Source organism: Burkholderia cepacia, assembly GCF_029962485.1.
Lineage (GTDB): Bacteria > Pseudomonadota > Gammaproteobacteria > Burkholderiales > Burkholderiaceae > Burkholderia.
This window is the reverse complement of record NZ_CP073637.1, coordinates 3053326-3073785: the sequence shown is the minus strand read 5'-3', so window position 1 is coordinate 3073785 and position 20460 is coordinate 3053326. Positions and strand designations below refer to the sequence as shown.

The 20460-nt window shown below is 66.5% G+C and carries 18 protein-coding genes; 16 read left to right on the top strand and 2 right to left on the bottom strand.

The features are described from left to right. Positions 1-39 precede the first annotated feature (39 nt). From KEC55_RS14325 to KEC55_RS14260, 14 genes are all read left to right on the top strand, one after another. Entirely contained in the window at positions 40-1059 is a 1020-nt protein-coding gene (locus KEC55_RS14325; protein WP_282505953.1) for a Tim44 domain-containing protein, read from the top strand. A 164-nt stretch (positions 1060-1223) separates the two neighbouring features. After that, positions 1224-1850, top strand: coding sequence for a ubiquinone biosynthesis accessory factor UbiJ (locus tag KEC55_RS14320; RefSeq protein ID WP_176050318.1), 627 nt, complete (start codon positions 1224-1226; stop codon positions 1848-1850). Between the two features lie 12 nt (positions 1851-1862). Further along, on the top strand, positions 1863-3440 hold the full coding sequence (ubiB, locus tag KEC55_RS14315) for a ubiquinone biosynthesis regulatory protein kinase UbiB (RefSeq protein WP_176050317.1): 1578 nt from the start codon (positions 1863-1865) through the stop codon (positions 3438-3440). A gap of 17 nt (positions 3441-3457) precedes the next feature. Beyond that, positions 3458-4084 (top strand): SAM-dependent methyltransferase, encoded by a 627-nt coding sequence (locus tag KEC55_RS14310; protein ID WP_282505952.1) that lies wholly within the window; start codon positions 3458-3460, stop codon positions 4082-4084. 95 nt (positions 4085-4179) lie between these two features. Then, on the top strand, positions 4180-4527 hold the full coding sequence (locus KEC55_RS14305; RefSeq protein WP_282505951.1) for an FmdB family zinc ribbon protein: 348 nt from the start codon (positions 4180-4182) through the stop codon (positions 4525-4527). Between the two features lie 64 nt (positions 4528-4591). Beyond that, a complete protein-coding gene (locus KEC55_RS14300) occupies positions 4592-5242 on the top strand; it encodes a DUF502 domain-containing protein (RefSeq protein ID WP_048242740.1) in 651 nt (216 codons plus the stop codon). 67 nt (positions 5243-5309) lie between these two features. After that, complete coding sequence (aspS, locus tag KEC55_RS14295) at positions 5310-7112, top strand: aspartate--tRNA ligase (protein WP_166963565.1); 1803 nt, start codon at positions 5310-5312, stop codon at positions 7110-7112. 158 nt (positions 7113-7270) lie between these two features. Next, entirely contained in the window at positions 7271-7765 is a 495-nt protein-coding gene (nudB, locus tag KEC55_RS14290; RefSeq protein WP_282505950.1) for a dihydroneopterin triphosphate diphosphatase, read from the top strand. Next, positions 7762-9036, top strand: a complete 1275-nt coding sequence (clsB, locus tag KEC55_RS14285) for a cardiolipin synthase ClsB (protein ID WP_282505949.1) — start codon at positions 7762-7764, stop codon at positions 9034-9036. Before nudB ends, clsB begins: the two co-directional genes overlap by 4 nt. Before the next feature lie 200 nt (positions 9037-9236). Then, on the top strand, positions 9237-9836 hold the full coding sequence (locus KEC55_RS14280; protein WP_166963559.1) for a TetR/AcrR family transcriptional regulator: 600 nt from the start codon (positions 9237-9239) through the stop codon (positions 9834-9836). 58 nt (positions 9837-9894) lie between these two features. Next, positions 9895-11682, top strand: coding sequence for an acyl-CoA dehydrogenase C-terminal domain-containing protein (locus KEC55_RS14275; protein WP_282505948.1), 1788 nt, complete (start codon positions 9895-9897; stop codon positions 11680-11682). A gap of 113 nt (positions 11683-11795) precedes the next feature. After that, positions 11796-14231 (top strand): 3-hydroxyacyl-CoA dehydrogenase/enoyl-CoA hydratase family protein, encoded by a 2436-nt coding sequence (locus KEC55_RS14270; RefSeq protein WP_282505947.1) that lies wholly within the window; start codon positions 11796-11798, stop codon positions 14229-14231. A 27-nt stretch (positions 14232-14258) separates the two neighbouring features. Further along, positions 14259-15458 carry an acetyl-CoA C-acyltransferase gene (locus KEC55_RS14265; RefSeq protein ID WP_014896087.1) on the top strand — a complete coding sequence of 400 codons (1200 nt, stop codon included), beginning with the start codon at positions 14259-14261 and terminating at the stop codon, positions 15456-15458. Positions 15459-15549: 91 nt separating this feature from the next. Beyond that, the gene (locus KEC55_RS14260; RefSeq protein ID WP_176050311.1) at positions 15550-16317 is read left to right on the top strand and encodes an enoyl-CoA hydratase; all 768 of its coding nucleotides are present in this window, start codon (positions 15550-15552) and stop codon (positions 16315-16317) included. A gap of 51 nt (positions 16318-16368) precedes the next feature. Here the strand turns inward: KEC55_RS14260 and fdhD are convergent, their stop codons facing one another. Continuing rightward, positions 16369-17223 (bottom strand): formate dehydrogenase accessory sulfurtransferase FdhD, encoded by an 855-nt coding sequence (gene fdhD, locus KEC55_RS14255; protein WP_282505946.1) that lies wholly within the window; start codon positions 17221-17223, stop codon positions 16369-16371. 114 nt (positions 17224-17337) lie between these two features. Between fdhD and KEC55_RS14250 the strand changes: the two genes are divergently transcribed. After that, a complete protein-coding gene (locus KEC55_RS14250) occupies positions 17338-17820 on the top strand; it encodes a nitrate reductase associated protein (protein WP_059233234.1) in 483 nt (160 codons plus the stop codon). A 36-nt stretch (positions 17821-17856) separates the two neighbouring features. Here the strand turns inward: KEC55_RS14250 and KEC55_RS14245 are convergent, their stop codons facing one another. Continuing rightward, complete coding sequence (locus KEC55_RS14245; protein ID WP_282505945.1) at positions 17857-18252, bottom strand: acyl-CoA thioesterase; 396 nt, start codon at positions 18250-18252, stop codon at positions 17857-17859. Between the two features lie 174 nt (positions 18253-18426). Between KEC55_RS14245 and KEC55_RS14240 the strand changes: the two genes are divergently transcribed. Beyond that, positions 18427-20298 carry an ABCB family ABC transporter ATP-binding protein/permease gene (locus KEC55_RS14240; RefSeq protein ID WP_282505944.1) on the top strand — a complete coding sequence of 624 codons (1872 nt, stop codon included), beginning with the start codon at positions 18427-18429 and terminating at the stop codon, positions 20296-20298. The last annotated feature ends 162 nt before the right edge of the window (positions 20299-20460 follow it).

Here is a 20460-nt window from a genome sequence, read left to right as displayed (position 1 = left end):
GGTTCTTTCCATACATTCGCCTTACATCTGGAGAAGCTGATGTCCGAAACGCGTTCGTTGTTCAACCGTAGCAAGCCGTCGAAGCCGTGGGCTCGACGGGTCGGCACGCTGCTGATGGTCGGCCTGCTCACGGCCGGCACGTTCGCATCGCTCGACGCTGAAGCCAAGCGCATGGGCGGCGGGCGCAGCATCGGCCGGCAGAATTCCACCGTCACGCAGCGCCAGGCCACGCCGCCCGCGCAGCAGCCGATGCAGCAGGCCGCGCCGTCGCAGGCGCAGCGTGCGAATCCGGCCACGCCCACGCCGGCCGCGCAGCCCAACCGCTCGCGCTGGCTCGGGCCGATCGCCGGCCTCGCGGCCGGTCTCGGCATCGCGGCGCTGCTGTCGCACTTCGGCCTCGGCGGCGCGTTCGCGAGCATGATGGCGAACGTCATCGTGATCGCCCTGCTCGCGATGGTCGGTATCTGGCTGATCCGCAAGTTCATGAACCGCCGTCGCCCGCAGGAGCCGGCGTACTCGGTCGGTGGCTCGGCGTCGTCGTCGGGCGGCTACTCGCAAAGCCCGTCGTTCCAGCAAGGCAATACCGGCAGCAACTATGCGGGCAGCGGCAGCAGCTATGCGAACGAAGCGCAGGGCGTGTTCGGCGGCGGTGCAGCGGCAGCGGCTGCGGCGGCACCGCTCCAGGTGCCGGCCGGCTTCGATTCCGAGGCGTTCCTGCGCAGCGCGAAGGTCTACTTCGTGCGCCTGCAGGCGGCGTGGGACCAGGGCAACCTGGCCGACATCCGCGAGTTCACGACGCCCGAAATGTTCGCCGAGATCAAGATCGACCTCGATTCGCGCGGTAACGAGGCGAACCAGACCGACGTCGTGCAGCTCGACGCGGAACTGGTTGCCATCGAGGATCGCGGCATCGAGCAATCGGCGAGCGTGCGTTTCCACGGCCTGATCCGCGAATCGGCGAGCGCGTCGGCCGCACCGTTCGACGAGGTGTGGAACCTGTCGAAGTCGGGCAGCCAGGGCTGGCTGCTCGCGGGTATCCAGCAGATCAACACGCACTGAGCGTGCCCGGCGGCCCGCGCCGCCAGGCACCCGGGCGACGGCCGCCGCACTGCGACCGCTTGCCGCCCGGGTGTACGGTCAGGCACGGTCTGCCGACGATCCGACGTTACAATAGAAACCCGCGTGGGCGCCCGGCCTGCGCGGGTTTTTTCTTTCCCAGCCCGATGACCTTTGCCGCCAAGCCTTTTGCTGCTGCTGTCAATCACCTGCTCGCGCGCGAATCATGGGCGCGCGACCGCCTGATTCCCTATGCGGGCAAGACTGCCCGGATCGACGTGCCCCCCGTGACGCTCACGCTGCTGGTGCAGCCGGACGGCTATCTGTCCGCCGTCGACGCGCACGATGCGCAACAGGTCGACGTGTCGATCGCGCTCGCCGGCGACACGGTCGCCGCGTTCCTGCAGGGCGGCCAGGCGGCCGTGATGAAGCATGTGAAGATCGAGGGCGACGCGGAATTCGCGACGCAGATCGCGAAGCTGGCCGAGCACTTGCGCTGGGAACCTGAAGAAGATCTCGCGAAGCTGGTCGGCGACGCGGCGGCATACCGGATCGCGACGGTCGTGCGCGACGCCGGTGCGCGCGCGCGACGCACCGGCCGCAACGTGCTCGATTCCGTCGCCGAATACTGGCTCGACGAGAACCCGCAAGTCGTCCGGCGCACGTCGCTCGGCGGTTTCGACGCCGAACTGGCGCGCGCACGCGATGCGCTCGCGCGGGTCGAAAAGCGGGTCGAGCGACTCGAACAAAAAATCGGCGCGCGCACGGGCCCAGGCCCGCGCGGCGCGCACTGAGGGCCGCAGGGCATGCGCATTTTCCGTTTCATCAAGATTGTCTACACCGTCATCCGCTTTGGTCTCGACGAAGTGATGCTGTCCCGGATCGACGACCGGCGCGTGAAGCTGCTGTTGCGGATCACGACGATCGGCCGCCGTTATTCCGATCCGCCCGCCGTGCGGCTGCGTCACGCGCTCGAAAGCCTCGGCCCGATCTTCGTGAAGTTCGGCCAGGTGCTGTCGACGCGTCGCGACCTGCTGTCGGTCGATTTCGCGAACGAACTCGCGAAACTGCAGGACCAGGTGCCGCCGTTCGATTCGGCCGTCGCGATCTCGATCATCGAGAAGTCGCTCGGTGCGCCGGTCGACGAGCTGTTCGACGAATTCGAGCGCGAGCCGGTCGCGAGCGCGTCGATCGCGCAGGTGCATTTCGCGAAGCTGAAGCAGGGCGTGCATGCGGGCAAGGCCGTTGCGGTGAAGGTGCTGCGCCCGAACATGCTGTCCGTGATCGACTCGGATCTCGCGCTGATGCGCGACATCGCCATCTGGACCGAGCGCATGTGGGCCGATGGCCGCCGCCTGAAGCCGCGCGAGGTCGTCGCCGAATTCGACAAGTACCTGCACGACGAACTCGACCTGATGCGCGAGGCCGCGAACGGCAGCCAGCTGCGCCGCAACTTCGCGGGCCTCGACCTGCTGCTCGTGCCCGAGATGTTCTGGGATTTCTCGACGTCGCAGGTGCTCGTGATGGAGCGCATGACGGGGGTGCCGATCAGCCAGGTCGAGACGCTGCGCTCGGCCGGCGTCGACATCAAGAAGCTCGCGCGCGAAGGCGTCGAGATCTTCTTCACGCAGGTGTTCCGCGATGGCTTCTTCCATGCGGACATGCACCCCGGCAACATCCAGGTGAGCCTCGACCCGAGCACGTTCGGGCGCTATATCGCGCTCGATTTCGGGATCGTCGGCGCGCTGTCCGATTTCGACAAGAACTACCTCGCGCAGAACTTCCTCGCGTTCTTCAAGCGCGACTACCACCGCGTCGCGACGCTGCACCTCGAATCGGGCTGGGTGCCGCCCGAGACGCGCGTCGAAGAACTCGAAAGCGCGATCCGCGCGGTGTGCGAGCCGTATTTCGACCGTGCGCTGAAAGATATTTCGCTCGGCCAGGTGCTGATGCGTCTGTTCTCGACGTCGCGCCGCTTCAACGTCGAGATCCAGCCGCAGCTCGTGCTGCTGCAGAAGACGATGCTGAACGTCGAAGGGCTCGGCCGCTCGCTCGACCCCGAGCTCGACCTGTGGAAGACCGCGAAGCCGTACCTCGAGCGCTGGATGACCGAGCAGATCGGCCTGCGCGGCTGGTACGAGCGCTTCAAGGTCGAGGCGCCGCAGTGGAGCAAGACGCTGCCGCAACTGCCGCGCCTGATCCATCACGCGATGGCCGCGCGCCATGACGCACCGCGCGCCGCGAGCGAGGACCTGATGCGCCAGATCCTCGTCGAGCAGAAACGTACCAACAGGCTGTTGCAGGCGCTGCTGATCTTCGGCCTGTCGGTCGGCGTCGGCGCGCTGGTCGCGCGCGTGCTGTTCGCGCTCGCGTACGGCGCCTGACCGAAAGGAGCAACGCGATGTCCGATCCGAAGCAACCGGCTGCACCGACGGCCGCCGATTTCGCGACGCGCGACCCCGGCAACGCATCGTTCTGGGACGAGCGCTTCGAGCGTGGCGTGACGCCGTGGGAATTCGGCGGCGTGCCCGACGGTTTTCGCGCGTTTGCGCATCGGCTCGAGCCGTGCACGGTGCTGATTCCCGGCTGCGGCAGTGCGCAGGAGGCCGGGTGGCTCGCACAGGCCGGTTGGCCCGTGCGCGCGATCGATTTCGCCGCGCAGGCGGTGGCTGCCGCGAAGGCGCAGCTCGGCGCGCACGCGGACGTCGTCGAGCAGGCCGATTTCTTTGCGTACCGGCCGCCGTTCGACGTGCAGTGGGTGTACGAGCGCGCGTTCCTGTGCGCGCTGCCGCCGGCCATGCGCACGGGCTACGCGGCACGGATGGCCGAGCTGTTGCCCGTGGACGGATTGCTGGCCGGCTATTTCTTCGTGATGGCGAAACCGAAGGGGCCGCCGTTCGGAATCGAGCGTGCGGAACTCGATGCGCTGCTCGCGCCGCACTTCGAGTTGATCGAGGATTTGCCCGTGACCGATTCGCTGGCCGTGTTCGAAGGGCATGAGCGCTGGCTCACGTGGCGCCGCCGCTGATGCACGGGCGTAGCGGCCGTTGCCGGACCGCGCCGGGGTTTCGGCTATAATTCAAGGTTTTGCAAGCTGTTTCCAGTTTCCGCGGGAAAAATATCATGCCGATCTACGCCTATCGATGCGAAGCGTGTGGTTTCGCGAAGGACGTGCTCCAGAAGATGAGCGACGCGCCGTTGTCGCAGTGCCCGGAATGCGGGAAGGATGCGTTTCGCAAGCAGGTCACTGCCGCGGGCTTCCAGTTGAAGGGTTCGGGTTGGTACGTCACCGATTTCCGTGGCGGTTCGGGTGGCGCCAGCGCGCCGGCGACCGCGTCGGGTGACACGGCTGCGGCGGCACCCGCCGCGGCGGAGCCGGCAGCGGCCGCGCCGGCCGCTGCGAGTTCCGAAAGCACGTCGACGACGAGCGCCGCGCCCGCCCCGGCTGCAGCGCCCGCCGCCAGTAGTTGACCGTCGCGGTCCGACCGGGCCGCGACCACTCCGCGCCGCCGCCGGCGCGGTTCATTGACGGCAGATGATGAAAAAGACGACCCTGAAATCGGTGTTTCTGACCGGCCTGCTGGTTCTCGTCCCGCTCGCGATCACGCTGTGGGTGCTCGGCCTCATCATCGGCACGATGGACCAGACGCTGCTCCTGCTGCCCGAATCGTGGCAGCCCGAGCGGATGCTCGGCTTCCATCTGCCGGGGATCGGCGCGGTGCTGACGCTTGCGTTCATCTTCGTCGTCGGTCTGGCCACGCGGAATTTCGTCGGCCAGAAGCTCGTCACCTGGTGGAATGCGGTCGTGCGTCACATCCCGGTCGTGGGGCCGATCTACACGAGCGTCAAGCAGGTGTCGGACACGCTGCTGTCGAGTAGCGGCAACGCGTTCCGCAAGGCGCTGCTGATCGAATATCCGCGCCGCGGCTCGTATACGATCGCGTTTCTGACCGGCACGCCCGGCGGCGACGTGCTCAATCATCTGACGGAAGAATACGTGAGCGTGTATATCCCGACGACGCCGAACCCGACGTCGGGCTTCTTCCTGATGCTGCCGAAGAGCGAAGTCATCGAACTCGACATGTCGGTCGATGCCGCGCTCAAGTACATCGTCTCGATGGGCGTCGTGGCGCCTCCGGCGCCGGCTCCGGCGCCCGCCCGCCGTCCCGTCGAGCCGCCGCTGTAAGTAAAGAATCATCGCCCGGGCCGCGCGTTGCGGCGCCCGTTGATCAAACCGAACGAAAGCAAACATCATGTCGATGCGTACTGAATACTGCGGTCTCGTGACCGAACACCTGCTGGGCCAAACCGTGTCGCTGTGCGGCTGGGTGCAGCGCCGCCGCGATCACGGCGGTGTGATCTTCATCGACCTGCGCGATCGTGAAGGCCTCGTGCAGGTAGTGTGCGACCCGGATCGCGCGGAGATGTTCGCGACCGCCGAAGGCGTGCGCAACGAGTTCTGCGTGCAGATCAAGGGCCTCGTGCGCAACCGTCCGGAAGGCACGGTCAACGCCGGCCTGAAGAGCGGCAAGATCGAAGTGCTGTGCCACGAACTGAACGTGCTGAACGCGTCGGTCACGCCGCCGTTCCAGCTCGACGACGACAACCTGTCGGAAACGACGCGCCTCACGCACCGCGTGCTCGACCTGCGCCGCCCGCAGATGCAGCACAACCTGCGCTTGCGTTACCGCGTCGCGATCGAGGCGCGCAAGTACCTCGACGAGCAGGGCTTCATCGACATCGAAACGCCGATGCTGACGAAGAGCACGCCGGAAGGCGCGCGCGACTACCTCGTGCCGTCGCGCGTGAACGCGGGCCAGTTCTTCGCGCTGCCGCAGTCGCCGCAGCTGTTCAAGCAGCTGCTGATGGTCGCGAACTTCGACCGTTACTACCAGATCACCAAGTGCTTCCGCGACGAAGACCTCCGTGCCGACCGTCAGCCGGAATTCACGCAGATCGACTGCGAAACGTCGTTCCTCGGCGAGCAGGAAATCCGTGACCTGTTCGAAGACATGATCCGTCACATCTTCAAGACGACGATCGACGTCGAGCTCGACGCGAAATTCCCGGTGATGCCGTACTCGGAAGCGATGGCGCGTTTCGGTTCGGACAAGCCGGACCTGCGCGTGCAGCTCGAATTCACCGAGCTGACCGACGCGATGAAGGACGTCGACTTCAAGGTGTTCAGCACGCCGGCCAACGCGAAGGACGGCCGTGTCGCGGCGCTGCGCGTGCCGAAGGGCAGCGAACTGTCGCGCGGCGACATCGACGGCTACACGGAATTCGTGCGCATCTACGGTGCGAAGGGCCTTGCCTGGATCAAGGTCAACGAGAAGGCGAAGGGCCGCGACGGCCTGCAGAGCCCGATCGTCAAGAACCTGCACGACGCATCGATCGCGGCGATCCTCGAGCGCACCGGTGCTGAAGACGGCGACATCATCTTCTTCGCGGCCGACCGCGCGAAGGTCGTCAACGACAGCCTCGGCGCACTGCGCCTGAAGATCGGCCATTCGGAATTCGGCAAGGCGAACGGCCTCGTTCAGGCCGGCTGGAAGCCGCTGTGGGTCGTCGACTTCCCGATGTTCGAATACGACGACGAAGATGCACGCTACGTCGCCGCGCACCACCCGTTCACGAGCCCGAAGGACGAGCACCTCGAGTACCTCGAGACCGACCCGGGCCGCTGCCTCGCGAAGGCGTACGACATGGTGCTGAACGGCTGGGAAATCGGCGGCGGCTCGGTGCGTATCTATCAGGAAGAAGTGCAGAGCAAGGTGTTCCGCGCGCTGAAGATCGGTGCGGAAGAAGCGCAACTGAAGTTCGGCTTCCTGCTGGACGCGCTGCAGTACGGTGCGCCGCCGCACGGCGGTATCGCATTCGGTCTCGACCGCATCGTCACGATGATGGCCGGCGCCGATTCGATCCGCGACGTGATCGCGTTCCCGAAGACGCAGCGTGCGCAGGATCTGCTCACGCAAGCGCCGAGCCCGGTCGACGAGCGTCAGCTGCGCGAACTGCACATCCGCCTGCGTCAGCCGGAACAGCCGAAGGCGTAACGCGTTTGGCACCCGGTCGTGTGTGCGGTCACGCGCACACGACGCACATGAAAAAGGCGCGCGATGCGCCTTTTTCATTTTTTGCGGTACAGTCGCAGCACTTGCCGCACGTTCGGGGCACATGCCCGACGCACGGCCCTGTGCCGCATGAAACAACGATGACGAAGCCGCCGAAAATCCCCGAATCCGTTCTTGTCGTGATCTACACGCCCGACCTCGATGTGCTCGTGATCAAGCGTGCCGACCAGCCCGATTTCTGGCAATCGGTCACCGGCTCGAAGGATGCACTGGACGAGCCGCTCGCGCTCACCGCCGCGCGCGAGGTGGCGGAGGAAACCGGCATCGCGATCGGCACGGCGGACGTGCCGGCCGGCGCGCTCGTCGACTGGCGCCACCGGATCGAATACTCGATCTATCCGCAATATCTGCACCGCTATGCGCCGGGCGTCACGCGCAACGTCGAGCACTGGTTCGGCCTGTGCGTGCCGCATCGCGTCGGCGTGACGTTGTCGCCGCGCGAGCACGTCGACCACGCGTGGCTGCCGTTCCGCGAGGCGGCCGCGCGCTGCTTCTCGCCGTCGAACGCCGAGGCGATCCTGCAACTGCCCGCGCGCGTGGCCCTGTCGCGCGCGCCGCACGGCTCGTCCGCATGACGGCGGAAGCCCGCAAGCGCTTCGCGCAATTGCGGCAGATGTTCCTGCAGGAACGCGGCTCCGCATCGCGGCTCGCGTTCACGTCGGGCAACACCGTGCGGCTGTGCGAGAGCGGCGGCGCGTTCTTCCGGGCCCTGATCGAACGGATCGATGCGGCCCGCGAGCAGGTGATGCTCGAAACCTACATCTTCTGCGACGATGCAGCCGGCCGGCCGGTGTCGGATGCGCTGATCCGTGCGGCGCAGCGCGGCGTGCGCGTGCGCGTGATCACCGACGGCATCGGCACCGCGCGCCTGCCGCTGTTCGACACGTGGGTTGAGGCCGGTGTCGAGCACTGCATCTACAACCGCTTCCTGTTCGGCCGCTTCGGCTTCTCGCGCACGCATCGCAAGCTTGCGGTGATCGATCATGCGGCCGCGTTCTGCGGCGGCATCAACATCGTCGACGACTACGCGCAGAACGGCACGACGCTGCCGTTTCCGCGCTGGGATTTCGCGGTCGAGATGGCCGGGCCTGCGGTGTCCGACGTGCGCGCGGCGTTCGAGCTGCAGTGGCACCGGATCCAGTTCGGCCACAAGCCGTATGCCCAGTACGCGGCCGGGCTGCACGGCGGCGAAGCGTTCCCCGACATGTTCCGGCGCTGGATGCGCAGCCACCGGTGGATCAAGGCCGGTGCACTCAGGGTCGTGACGGAGCCGAGCGTCGCGTTCGTCGCGCGCGACAACGTCGTGAACCGCCGCGCGATCGAGAAGGCATATCTCGCGGCGATCGGCCAGGCGCGCCAGCGGATCCTGCTCGCGAATCCGTACTTCATGCCGGGCCGCAAGCTGCGCCGTGCGCTGACGGGCGCCGCACGGCGCGGCGTCGACGTGCGGATCCTGATCGGCCGCAAGGAGTTCGCGGCGCTCGATACGGCCGTGCCGTTCCTCTATCACGCGCTGCTGCGCGCGGGCGTGCGCGTCGCCGAATACGACAAGACGATGCTTCACGGCAAGGTCGCCGTGATCGACGACAACTGGGCGACGGTCGGCTCGTCGAACCTGGACGCGCTGAGCCTGATGCTGAACAATGAAGCGAATGTCGTGCTGGTGCGTTACGATGCTGTCACGAACGAACTGCGCGACGCGATCGCGGCTGCGTTCGCCGATGGCCGGGAAATCGACCCCGCGCGCTTCGCCGCGCGCCCGCGCATCGAGCGTCTGCTGAACTGGCTTGCGTACACCGCATATCGCGTCGTGATGAAGGCGCTGACGGTCGGCGGTTACGACTGACGCAGACTAAGCATTCGCTTCAAAATATCTGTCCGCACGTTCGTGCGGAAAAGCCGCTCCGGTCCCGCCGGAATCGCGCAAAATAGCGGCTCGGTTAGACACCGGTTTCTAATAATTTCCTTGTTTCGCGAGCGGCCGCACTCAATAATAGTACGGCCGTTCGATTTTATTCGAACCCCCGAACGGTTACAGAAATAGCTATGCGAAAAGGCGAACAGACGCGTGCCGCGATACTTGAAGCTGCTTTGGACCTCGCCAGCCGTGACGGGCTGGAGGGGCTGACGATCGGCCTGCTGGCCGAGCGCATGCAGATGAGCAAGAGCGGTGTGTTCGCGCACTTCGGATCGCGTGAGGACCTGCAGGTCGAGGTCGTCCGCGAGTATCACCATCGTTTCGAAAACGAGGTGTTCTTTCCGAGCCTGCGCGAGTCGCGAGGCTTGCCGCGCCTTCGGGCGATGCTGGCCCGCTGGACGGAGAAGCGCATCCAGGAGGTGACGACGGGATGCATCTACATCAGCGGTGCGGTCGAGTACGACGACCGGCCTGACAGCCCCGTGCGCGAGCAGTTGATCGCGAGCGTGACAGCCTGGCGTGCCGCGATGCTGCGTGCCATTTCGCAGGCGAAAGAAGAAGGCCATCTGCGTGCGGATACCGATCCGGACCTGATGCTCTTCGAGTTGTACAGCTTCACGCTCGGCCTGCATCACGACGCCCGCTTCCTGCATTCGCCGGACGCCGTGCGCCTCACGTGGGCCGCGCTGGAAAAGACGATTGTTTCGTATCAGAGCGAGAGCCGTTAGCGGCGCGTGACCCGCCCGCCAGGAGCTCGAGCCGTTTTGCCCACCTTTGGAGAGAGTCATGGGACAGTACGCCGCGCCGCTGCGCGACATGCAATTCGTGTTGCACGAGCTTCTGAACGTCGAAGCCGAAGTCAAGCAAATGCCCAAGCATGCGGACCTCGACGCCGACACGATCAACCAGGTCCTCGAGGAAGCGGGCAAGTTCTGCTCCGAGGTACTGTTCCCGCTGAACCAGGTCGGCGACCGCGAAGGCTGCACGTATGAAGGCGACGGCGTCGTGAAGACGCCGACCGGCTTCAAGGAGGCCTACCAGCAATACGTCGAGGCCGGCTGGCCGGCGCTCGGCTGCGATCCGGACTACGGCGGCCAGGGCCTGCCCGCGTTCGTGAACAACGCGCTCTACGAAATGATGAATTCGGCGAACCAGGCCTGGACGATGTATCCGGGCCTGTCGCACGGCGCCTACGAATGCCTGCACGCACACGGCGCGCCGGAACTGCAGAAGGCCTACCTGCCGAAGCTCGTGACCGGCGAATGGACCGGCACGATGTGTCTGACGGAGCCGCATTGCGGCACCGACCTCGGCATCCTGCGCACCAAGGCCGAACCGAACGGCGACGGCTCGTACTCGATCAGCGGCACGAAGATCTTCATCTCGAGCGGCGAGCACGACATGGCCACGAACATCATCCACCTCGTGCTCGCGCGCCTGCCGGACGCGCCGCAGGGCACGAAGGGGATCTCGCTGTTCATCGTGCCGAAGTTTATTCCCGACGCAGCGGGCGAGCCGGGCGAGCGCAACGGCATCAAGTGCGGCTCGATCGAACACAAGATGGGCATCCACGGCAACTCGACGTGCGTGATGAACCTCGACAACGCGAAGGGCTGGATGGTCGGCGAGCCGAACAAGGGCTTGAACGCGATGTTCGTGATGATGAACGCGGCCCGTCTCGGCGTGGGCGCGCAAGGTCTCGGCCTCACGGAAGTCGCGTACCAGAACTCGCTCGCGTATGCGAAGGATCGTCTGCAGATGCGCTCGCTGACGGGCCCGAAGGCACCGGACAAGCCGGCCGACCCGATCATCGTGCACCCGGACGTGCGCCGCATGCTGCTCACGCAGAAGGCCTACGCGGAAGGCGCACGCGCGTTCACGTACTGGTCCGCGCTGCAGATCGACAAGGAACTGTCGCACGGTGACGAAGCCGTGCGCAAGGAAGCCGCCGACCTCGTCGCGCTGCTCACGCCGATCATCAAGGCGTTCCTGACCGACAACGCATTCGAGTGCACGAACCACGCGATGCAGATCTACGGCGGCCACGGCTTCATCTCCGAGTGGGGCATGGAGCAGTACGTGCGCGACGCGCGGATCAACATGATCTACGAAGGCACGAACTCGATCCAGTCGCTCGACCTGCTGGGCCGCAAGGTGCTCGGCGACATGGGCGCGAAGCTGAAGAAGTTCGGCAAGCTCGTGACGGAATTCGCGGAAGCCGAAGGCGTGAAGCCGGAAATGGCCGAGTTCATCAACCCGCTCGCCGACATCGGCGACAAGGTGCAGAAGCTGACGATGGAAATCGGCATGAAGGCGATGCAGAACCCCGACGAAGTCGGTGCTGCGGCCGTGCCGTACCTGCGTACCGTCGGCCACCTGGTGTTCTCGTACTTCTGGGCGCGCATGGCACGCCTCGCCCTCGACAACGAAGCGTCGGGCGACCCGTTCTACAAGTCGAAGCTCGCGACGGCCCGCTTCTACTTCGCGCGTCTGCTGCCCGAAACGGCGTCGACGATCCGCGCCGCGCGCGCCGGCTCGAAGACGATGATGGAAGTCGACGAATCGCTGTTCTGACGCGAGTCCGGGCGGTGCGCGCCGCGCGCCGCCCGAACGCAACGGTTCCTGGTACTCACTTCGCCGTGCAGCCCTCACAACCCGCGCTGCACGACACTATCCGGAGACATCCCGTGAGCAATTTCCTGATTCGCAAGGTCGCCGTGCTGGGCGCCGGCGTGATGGGCGCGCAGATCGCCGCGCACCTCATCAACGCACGCGTGCCGGTGCTGCTGTTCGACCTGCCGGCCAAGGAAGGCCCGAAAAACGCGATCGCGCTGAAGGCGATCGAGAACCTGAAAAAGCTGTCGCCCGCGCCGTTCGGCGTGAAGGACGACGCGAAGTACCTCGAAGCAGCGAACTACGAAGACGACATCGCGAAGCTGGCCGAATGCGACGTCGTGATCGAGGCGATCGCCGAGCGCATGGACTGGAAGCACGACCTGTACAAGAAGGTCGCGCCGCACATCGCGCCGAACGCGATCTTCGCGACCAACACGTCGGGCCTGTCGATCACGAAGCTGTCCGAAGGTTTCTCGGACGAGCTGAAGTCGCGCTTCTGCGGCGTGCACTTCTTCAACCCGCCGCGCTACATGCACCTCGTCGAACTGATCCCGACCGCGTATACGCGCCCGGAGATCCTCGACCAGCTCGAAACCTTCCTGACGAGCATCGTCGGCAAGGGCGTCGTGCGCGCGAAGGACACGCCGAACTTCATCGCGAACCGCGTCGGCATCTTCTCGATCCTCGCGGTGATCACCGAGGCCGCGAAGTTCGGCCTGCGCTTCGACGAAGTCGACGACCTGACGGGCAGCCGCCTCGGTCGCGCGAAGTCGGCGACGTTCCGCACCGCGGACGTGGTCGGCCTCGACACGATGGCGCACGTGATCAAGACGATGCAGGACAACCTCGCCGACGATCCGTTCTTCCCGGTCTACCAGACGCCCGCCGTGCTCGCCGAACTGGTGAAGCAGGGTGCGCTCGGCCAGAAGACGGGCGGCGGTTTCTACAAGAAGGAAGGTAAGGCGATCAAGGTGCTCGACGCGAAGACGGGCACCTACGTCGACGCGGGCGCGAAGGCTGACGAAACCGTCGGCCGCATCCTGAAGCGTCCGCCGGCGGAGCGCCTGAAGCTGCTGCGTGAAACGGACCATCCGCATGCGCAGTTCCTGTGGTCGATCTTCCGCGACGTGTTCCACTACATCGGCGTGCATCTCGAGTCGATCGCCGACAACGCGCGCGACGTCGATCTCGCGATCCGCTGGGGCTTCGGCTGGAACGAAGGCCCGTTCGAAGGCTGGCAGGCTGCCGGCTGGAAGCAGGTCGCCGAGTGGGTGCAGGAAGACATCGCGGCCGGCAAGGCGCTGGCAAACGTGCCGCTGCCGTCGTGGGTGCTTGAGGGCCCGGTCGCCGAGAAGGGCGGCGTGCACACGGCCGAAGGCTCGTGGGCGCCGGCCGCGCAGCGCTTCGTGCCGCGTTCGGACCTCGCGGTCTACGACAAGCAAGTCTTCCGCGCGCCGCTGCTCGGTGAAGCAGGCGCCGATCCGAAGACCTACGGCAAGACGCTGTTCGAAACCGACGCGGTGCGTGCATGGGTCGACGACCGTGCGGGTGAAGACGACGTCGTGATCGTGTCGTTCAAGTCGAAGATGAACACGATCGGACCGAGCGTGATCGACGGCCTCGTGCAGGCGATCGAACTCGCGGAGAAGGACTACAAGGGCGTGGTGATCTGGCAGCCGACGTCGCTGAAGCTCGGCACGCCGGGCGGCCCGTTCTCGGCCGGCGCGAACCTCGAAGAGGCGATGCCCGCGTTCATGATGGGCGGCGCGAAGGGTATCGAGCCGTTCGTGAAGAAGTTCCAGGAAGGCATGCTGCGCGTGAAGTACGCGAACGTGCCGGTCGTCGCGGCCGTGTCGGGCATCGCGCTCGGCGGCGGGTGCGAGCTGATGCTGCACAGCGCGAAGCGTGTCGTGCATGTCGAGAGCTACATCGGTCTCGTCGAAGTGGGCGTCGGCCTCGTGCCGGCGGGCGGCGGCCTGAAGGAAGCGGCGCTGCGCGCGGCGGATGCCGCAACGGCCGCGAACGCGACCACCGACATCCTGAAGTTCGTCACGAAGTCGTTCGAGAATGCGGCGATGGCGAAGGTCTCGGCGTCCGCGCACGATGCACGTGCGATGGGCTACGTGAAGCCGTCCGACACGATCATCTTCAACGTGTTCGAACTGCTCGACACCGCGAAGAAGGAAGCGCGTGCGCTGGCCGCCACCGGCTACCGCGCACCGCTGCGTGCGAAGGACGTGCCGGTCGCAGGCCGCTCGGCGATCGCGACGATCAAGGCATCGCTCGTCAACATGCGTGACGGCCGCTTCATCAGCGACCACGACTACCTGATCGCGAGCCGCATCGCCGAAGCCGTGTGCGGCGGCGACGTCGAAGCCGGCAGCCTCGTCGACGAGCAGTGGCTGCTCGCGCTGGAGCGCCGTGCGTTCGTCGAGCTGCTCGGCACGCAGAAGACGCAGGAACGGATCATGGGCATGTTGCAGACCGGCAAGCCGGTGCGTAACTGAGCGAGCGGATAAGGCAAGGAGTCTCAAATGAGCAAACAATTGCAAGACGCATACATCGTCGCCGCTAGCCGCACGCCGATCGGCAAGGCCCCGCGCGGTGTCTTCAAGAATACGCGCCCGGACGAGCTGCTGGTCCACGCGATCAGGTCGGCGGTCGCGCAGGTGCCCGGCTTCGACACGAAGCTGATCGAGGACGCGATCATCGGCTGCGCGATTCCGGAAGCCGAGCAGGGCCTGAACGTCGCGCGCATGGGCGCGCTGCTCGCGGGCCTGCCGCAGACGGTCGGCGGCGTGACGGTCAACCGTTTCTGCGCGTCGGGCATCACCGCGCTGGCGATGGCGGCCGACCGCATCCGCGTCGGCGAATCGGACGCGATCTTCGCGGGCGGCTGCGAATCGATGAGCATGGTGCCGATGATGGGCAACAAGCCGTCGATGTCGCCGCACATCTTCGATCGCAATGAAGACTTCGGCATTGCGTACGGGATGGGCCTGACGGCCGAGCGCGTCGCCGAGCAGTGGAAGGTGAGCCGCGAAGACCAGGACGCGTTCTCGGTCGAGTCGCATCGCAAGGCGCTGGCCGCGCAGCAAGCCGGCGAGTTCAACGACGAGATCGCCGCGTACACGATCACCGAGCGTTTCCCGAACCTCGCGACCGGCGAAGTCGACGTGAAGACGCGCGAGATCGCGCTCGACGAAGGTCCGCGCGCGGATACGTCGATCGAAGGCCTCGCGAAGCTGCGCACGGTGTTCGCGAACAAGGGCTCGGTCACGGCCGGCAACAGCTCGCAGACGTCGGACGGCGCGGGCGCGTTGCTCGTCGTGTCGGAGAAGGTGCTGAAGGAATTCAACCTGACGCCGCTCGCACGCTTCGTGAGCTTCGCGGTGCGCGGCGTGCCGCCGGAAATCATGGGCATCGGCCCGAAGGAAGCGATTCCGGCCGCACTGAAGGCTGCTGGCCTGAAGCAGGACGATCTCGACTGGATCGAGCTGAACGAGGCGTTCGCCGCGCAGTCGCTGGCGGTGATGCGCGACCTCGGCCTCGACCCGTCGAAGGTCAACCCGATGGGCGGCGCGATCGCACTCGGCCACCCGCTCGGCGCGACCGGCGCGATCCGCGCGGCGACCGTCGTGCACGGCCTGCGCCGCCGCAACCTGAAGTACGGGATGGTCACGATGTGCGTCGGCACCGGCATGGGCGCCGCGGGCATCATCGAACGCCTGTAAGCGGGACGCGACGCAAAGCGACGACGGTGCGCGGGCCACGAGCTCGCGCACCGTTTTTTCATTCCGATAGAGGAAAGTCAAGGAGACGGTTGTGGCCGAAATTCAAGTGGAACGCGCCGAAGGCGTGATGACGATCACGATCGCGCGCCCGGCGAAGAAGAATGCGCTGACGGCGGCGATGTACCAGACGATGGCCGATGCGCTCGCCGACGCGCAGGAAGACAAGGCGATCCGCGTGATCCTGCTGCGCGGCAGCGACGGCAATTTCACCGCGGGGAACGATCTCGAGGATTTCCTGAAAGCGCCGCCGAAGGACGACACCGCTCCGGTGTTCCAGTTCCTTGCGCGGATCAGCAGCGCGAGCAAGCCGATCGTGGCCGCGGTGCCGGGCCTGGCGATCGGCGTCGGCGTGACGATGCTGCTGCACTGCGATCTGGTGTACGCGGCCGACACCGCGACGTTCTCGCTGCCGTTCGCGCAGCTCGGGCTGTGTCCGGAAGCCGCGTCGAGCGTGCTGCTGCCGCGCCTGGCCGGCCATCAGGTCGCGGCCGAGAAGCTGCTGCTGGGCGAGGCGTTCGACGCGCTGGAAGCGCACCGGATCGGCATCGTGAACCGCGTGCTGCCGGCTGCCGAGCTCGACGCGTTCGCGGCGAAGCAGGCGGCGAAGCTCGCGGCGTTGCCGGCGGCATCGCTGCGCGTGACGAAGGCGCTGCTGAAGGATACGGGCGGCGTGGCGACGTCCGCGCGGATGGCCGAGGAGGCGGGCCACTTCGCCGCGATGCTGCGCGCGCCGGAAGCGCGCGAGGCGATGACGGCGTTCTTCGAGAAGCGCAAGCCGGATTTCCGTCAGTTCGACTGACGGAGCAGGGCGCGCCGGGGTCTGACCGCCGGCGCGATCCCGTGGTCGCAGTCAGGCCGTGCCGTAGTCGACGTGGCCGGTTTCGCGGCAGAAGCTGACGAGTCGCAAACCGGCCGCCTTCGCGATTTCGATCGCGAGCGACGACGGCGCGGAGATCGTCGCGACCATTGGAATGCCGACGCGGGCGGCCTTGCGCACGAGCTCGTAGCTCGCGCGGCTCGACAGGAACACGAAGCCGTCGGTCGCGTCGGCGCGCGCCAGCACGAGCGAGCCGATCAGCTTGTCGAGCGCGTTGTGGCGGCCGACATCCTCGAATGCCATCCGGATCGCGCCTGTTGCGTCGCACCACGCGGCCGCGTGCAGGCCGCCGGTCAGTTTCGTGAGCGTCTGGTGCGCGGGCAGTGCCTGCGCCGCGTGCGTGAGCGCGTCGGGCGCGAGGCGCGCGAGAAAGCCCGTGTCGGGCACGCGTTCCGGGGCGAGATCGAGCAAATCGATGCTTTCGATCCCGCACACGCCGCAGCCCGTGCGCCCCGCGAGCGCGCGGCGCCGGTCCTTCAGCGCGGCGAACGCCTGCTGGACGACCTCCAGGTGCACTTCCGCATGCGGCAGCGGCGCATCGGCGTGCAGGATCACCTCGATATCCTTGATGTCGCTGCCGCGCGCGACGATCCCTTCCGAGATCGCGAAGCCGACCGCGAACGCTTCGAGGTCACACGGCGTACACATCATCACCGCGTGCGAAATGCCGTTGAACACGAGCGCGACCGGCCATTCCTGGCCCACGTAGTCGTGCGCGGTTTCGACGGCGCCGCCGCGCGTGCGGCGCACGGACAGTTCGATCGCGCCGCGCGGTTCGTCGCGCAGGTCGTCGCGCAGTCCATCGGATTGGGTCGGATTCACGAGCACTCCCGTTGATTCGAAGCACGGCCGGCGACAATCGCACCGCCGCCCGCGCGCAGAGGTTCTAAAATACCTCAGGCAGGCCGGCCGCGCCGGCATCCGCCACGTCAGGTAACGACCATGGGACTCAGCGACGCTCCGTTGCTCTTCAACTTCGAACACGATTCGTCGGAAAACTTCACGTACATCCCGATGATCGTGCGTTTCAATCTCGACCGCTTCGGTCTGCGGATCTCGCTCGAACAGTGGCAACTGCTGCCGCTCGAGGACCGCAAGCTGCTCGCGCGCTTTCCGGCCGACGACGACACCGCGATCGAGCCCAACTTCGATCATGCGTTGTTCGAAATGCTGCGCACGCACGCGGATCTGGAACCGTCATGGTTCCAGCCGGACGAGCAGCCGACCTGGCGCGCCGTCGACACGGTGCCGGAGACGCTCGTGCAGCAGAGCGCGCTGGCCGGGCTGACGGCGCCCGCGCTCGCGCAGTGGCAGCGGCTCGCGCCGTTCCAGCGCTACGTGCTGGTCAAGCTGTCGCGCAAGCCGAAGCTGAATCACGATTTCCTGCCCGCGATGCGGGAGTTCGGGCTGACGGCCACGCACTGACGCGACCGTGCGCCGCACGGTCGCGGCGCTCGCCGGTCAGAGCGGCGGCAGTTGCCGCGGCTTGCGGTCCGTGCCGGTCGCGACGTACGTGAGCGTCGCTTCGGTGACCTTCACGATTTCGCCCATCAGGCGCATGCGCTGCGCGTACACCTCGACGTCGACCGTGATCGACGTGTTGCCGGTGCGCGTGATGGTCGCGTAGAAGCTCAGCAGATCGCCGACGAATACCGGCTGCTTGAACACGAACGAGTTGACCGCGACCGTCGCGACGCGGCCGTTCGCGCGCTGGCTCGCGGGGATCGAGCCGGCGATGTCGACCTGCGACATGATCCAGCCGCCGAACACGTCGCCGTGGACGTTCGCGTCGTGCGGCTGCGGGACGACGCGCAGCGCGGGCTGCATCTGCGGGAGTTCGAGGGTCGAATCGGTCATGGCTGGGGCTTTCATCCTGTAATAAATGGGCCGCCGCGCGCAGGCTGGCCGGCGAGGCCGCCGGCAGCGGCGCGAAGCGGCTTCTGCGACAATACAACGTTCGCAAATTGTACGAGAAAGCGCGCGAGCCGGCCGTCGATACACGCGTCGGGCACCGCCACCGAGACTTCCCCCATGCGCCGATTTCCTGCTTCCGGCGAGCCCGCGCCGGCTTCGACCGGGCCCCGCAACGACTGGCAGACCATCCGGTCGCTGCTGCCGTACCTGACCACCTACAAATGGCGCGTCGCGCTCGCGCTCGCCTGCCTGATCGGCGCGAAGGTCGCGAACCTCGGCGTGCCGGTCGTGATGAAGCGCATCGTCGACCACCTGTCCTACGTGCAGCAGATCACCGCGCTCGGCCGCGCGGAGCAATCGGCCGGCATCGTGCTCGCGGGCGGCGTCGGGCTGCTGGTCGTCGCGTATGCGTTCGTGCGGTTGTCTACTTCACTGTTCACCGAGCTGCGCGAAATCCTGTTCTCGAAGGTCACCGAGAGCGCGGTGCGCCAGCTCGCGCTGCAGGTGTTCCGGCACCTGCACGGGCTGTCGCTGCGGTTCCATCTCGAACGCCAGACGGGCGGCATGTCGCGCGACATCGAGCGCGGCACGCGCGGTATCCAGCAGCTGATCTCGTATTCGCTGTACAGCATCCTGCCGACGCTCGTCGAGGTCGGGCTCGTGCTCGGCTTCTTCGTGGTCAAGTACGAGGCCTATTACGCGTACGTCACGTTCGCGGCGCTCGTCACGTACATCGTGTTCACCGTGAAGGTCACCAACTGGCGCACGCATTTTCGCCGCACGATGAACGAACTCGATTCGCGCGCGAATTCACGCGCGATCGATTCGCTGATCAACTACGAGACGGTGAAGTACTTCGGCAACGAGGAGTGGGAGGCGCAGCGCTACGACGAGAACCTGAAGCGCTACCGGAAGGCCGCGATCCGCTCGCAGAACTCGCTGTCGGTACTGAACTTCGGTCAGCAGGCAATCATCGGCACGGGGCTCGTGTTCATCCTGTGGCGCGCGACGCAAGGCGTGCTCGCGGGCAAGCTGACGCTCGGCGATCTCGTGCTGATCAACACGTTCATGCTGCAGCTCTACATTCCGCTGAATTTTCTCGGCGTCGTGTACCGCGAGCTGAAGCAGAGCCTCACCGACATGGACCGGATGTTCGGGCTGCTGTCGGCCGCGAAGGAAGTGGCCGATCGGCCCGATGCGCAGCCGCTCGCGGTGGCCGGCGCGCAGGTGCGCTTCGAGCACGTGAACTTCGCCTACGAGCCGGCGCGGCAGATCCTGCACGACGTGACGTTCACGATCGACGCGGGCACGACGACCGCGGTGGTCGGCCACAGCGGTTCAGGGAAATCGACGCTGTCGCGCCTGCTGTTCCGTTTCTACGATCTCGATCGCCAGGCGGGCGGCGCGATCCGGATCGACGGCCAGGACATCCGCGACGTCACGCAGGATTCGCTGCGCGCATCGATCGGGATCGTGCCGCAGGACACCGTGCTGTTCAACGACTCGATCTACTACAACATCGCTTACGGCCGGCCGACCGCGACGCGCGACGAGGTGGTCGCGGCCGCGCGTGCCGCGCACATCCACGATTTCATCGAAACCTTGCCGAAGGGCTATGACACGCCGGTCGGCGAGCGCGGGCTGAAGCTGTCGGGCGGCGAGAAGCAGCGCGTCGCGATCGCGCGCACGCTGCTGAAGGATCCGCCGGTGCTGCTGTTCGACGAGGCGACCTCGGCGCTCGATTCGCGCTCCGAGCGCGCGATCCAGCACGAGCTCGACCAGATCGCGCGGCATCGCACGACGCTCGTGATCGCGCATCGGCTGTCGACGGTCGTGCACGCGCAGCAGATCCTCGTGATGGACCACGGCCGGATCGTCGAGCGCGGCACGCACGACGAACTCGTGCGTGCGGACGGGTTGTATGCGCAGATGTGGGCGCTGCAGCAGCAGCGCGCGGCGGCCGGCGGGGAAGAGGCCGAGGCCGCGTAGGCACGGGCGCCGTGCGACGCGGTGCGCGGCGGGAACGGGCGGTGTGGTGCCGTCACGGCCGGCGTGCCGTGCGAAGCGTCCGCGACATTTGATTCCGGATTGGTCCGCGGCGGGTCGGCCGCGCAGTCGTCGGTCTGTCAGGATATCGGCGGCCGAACCTGC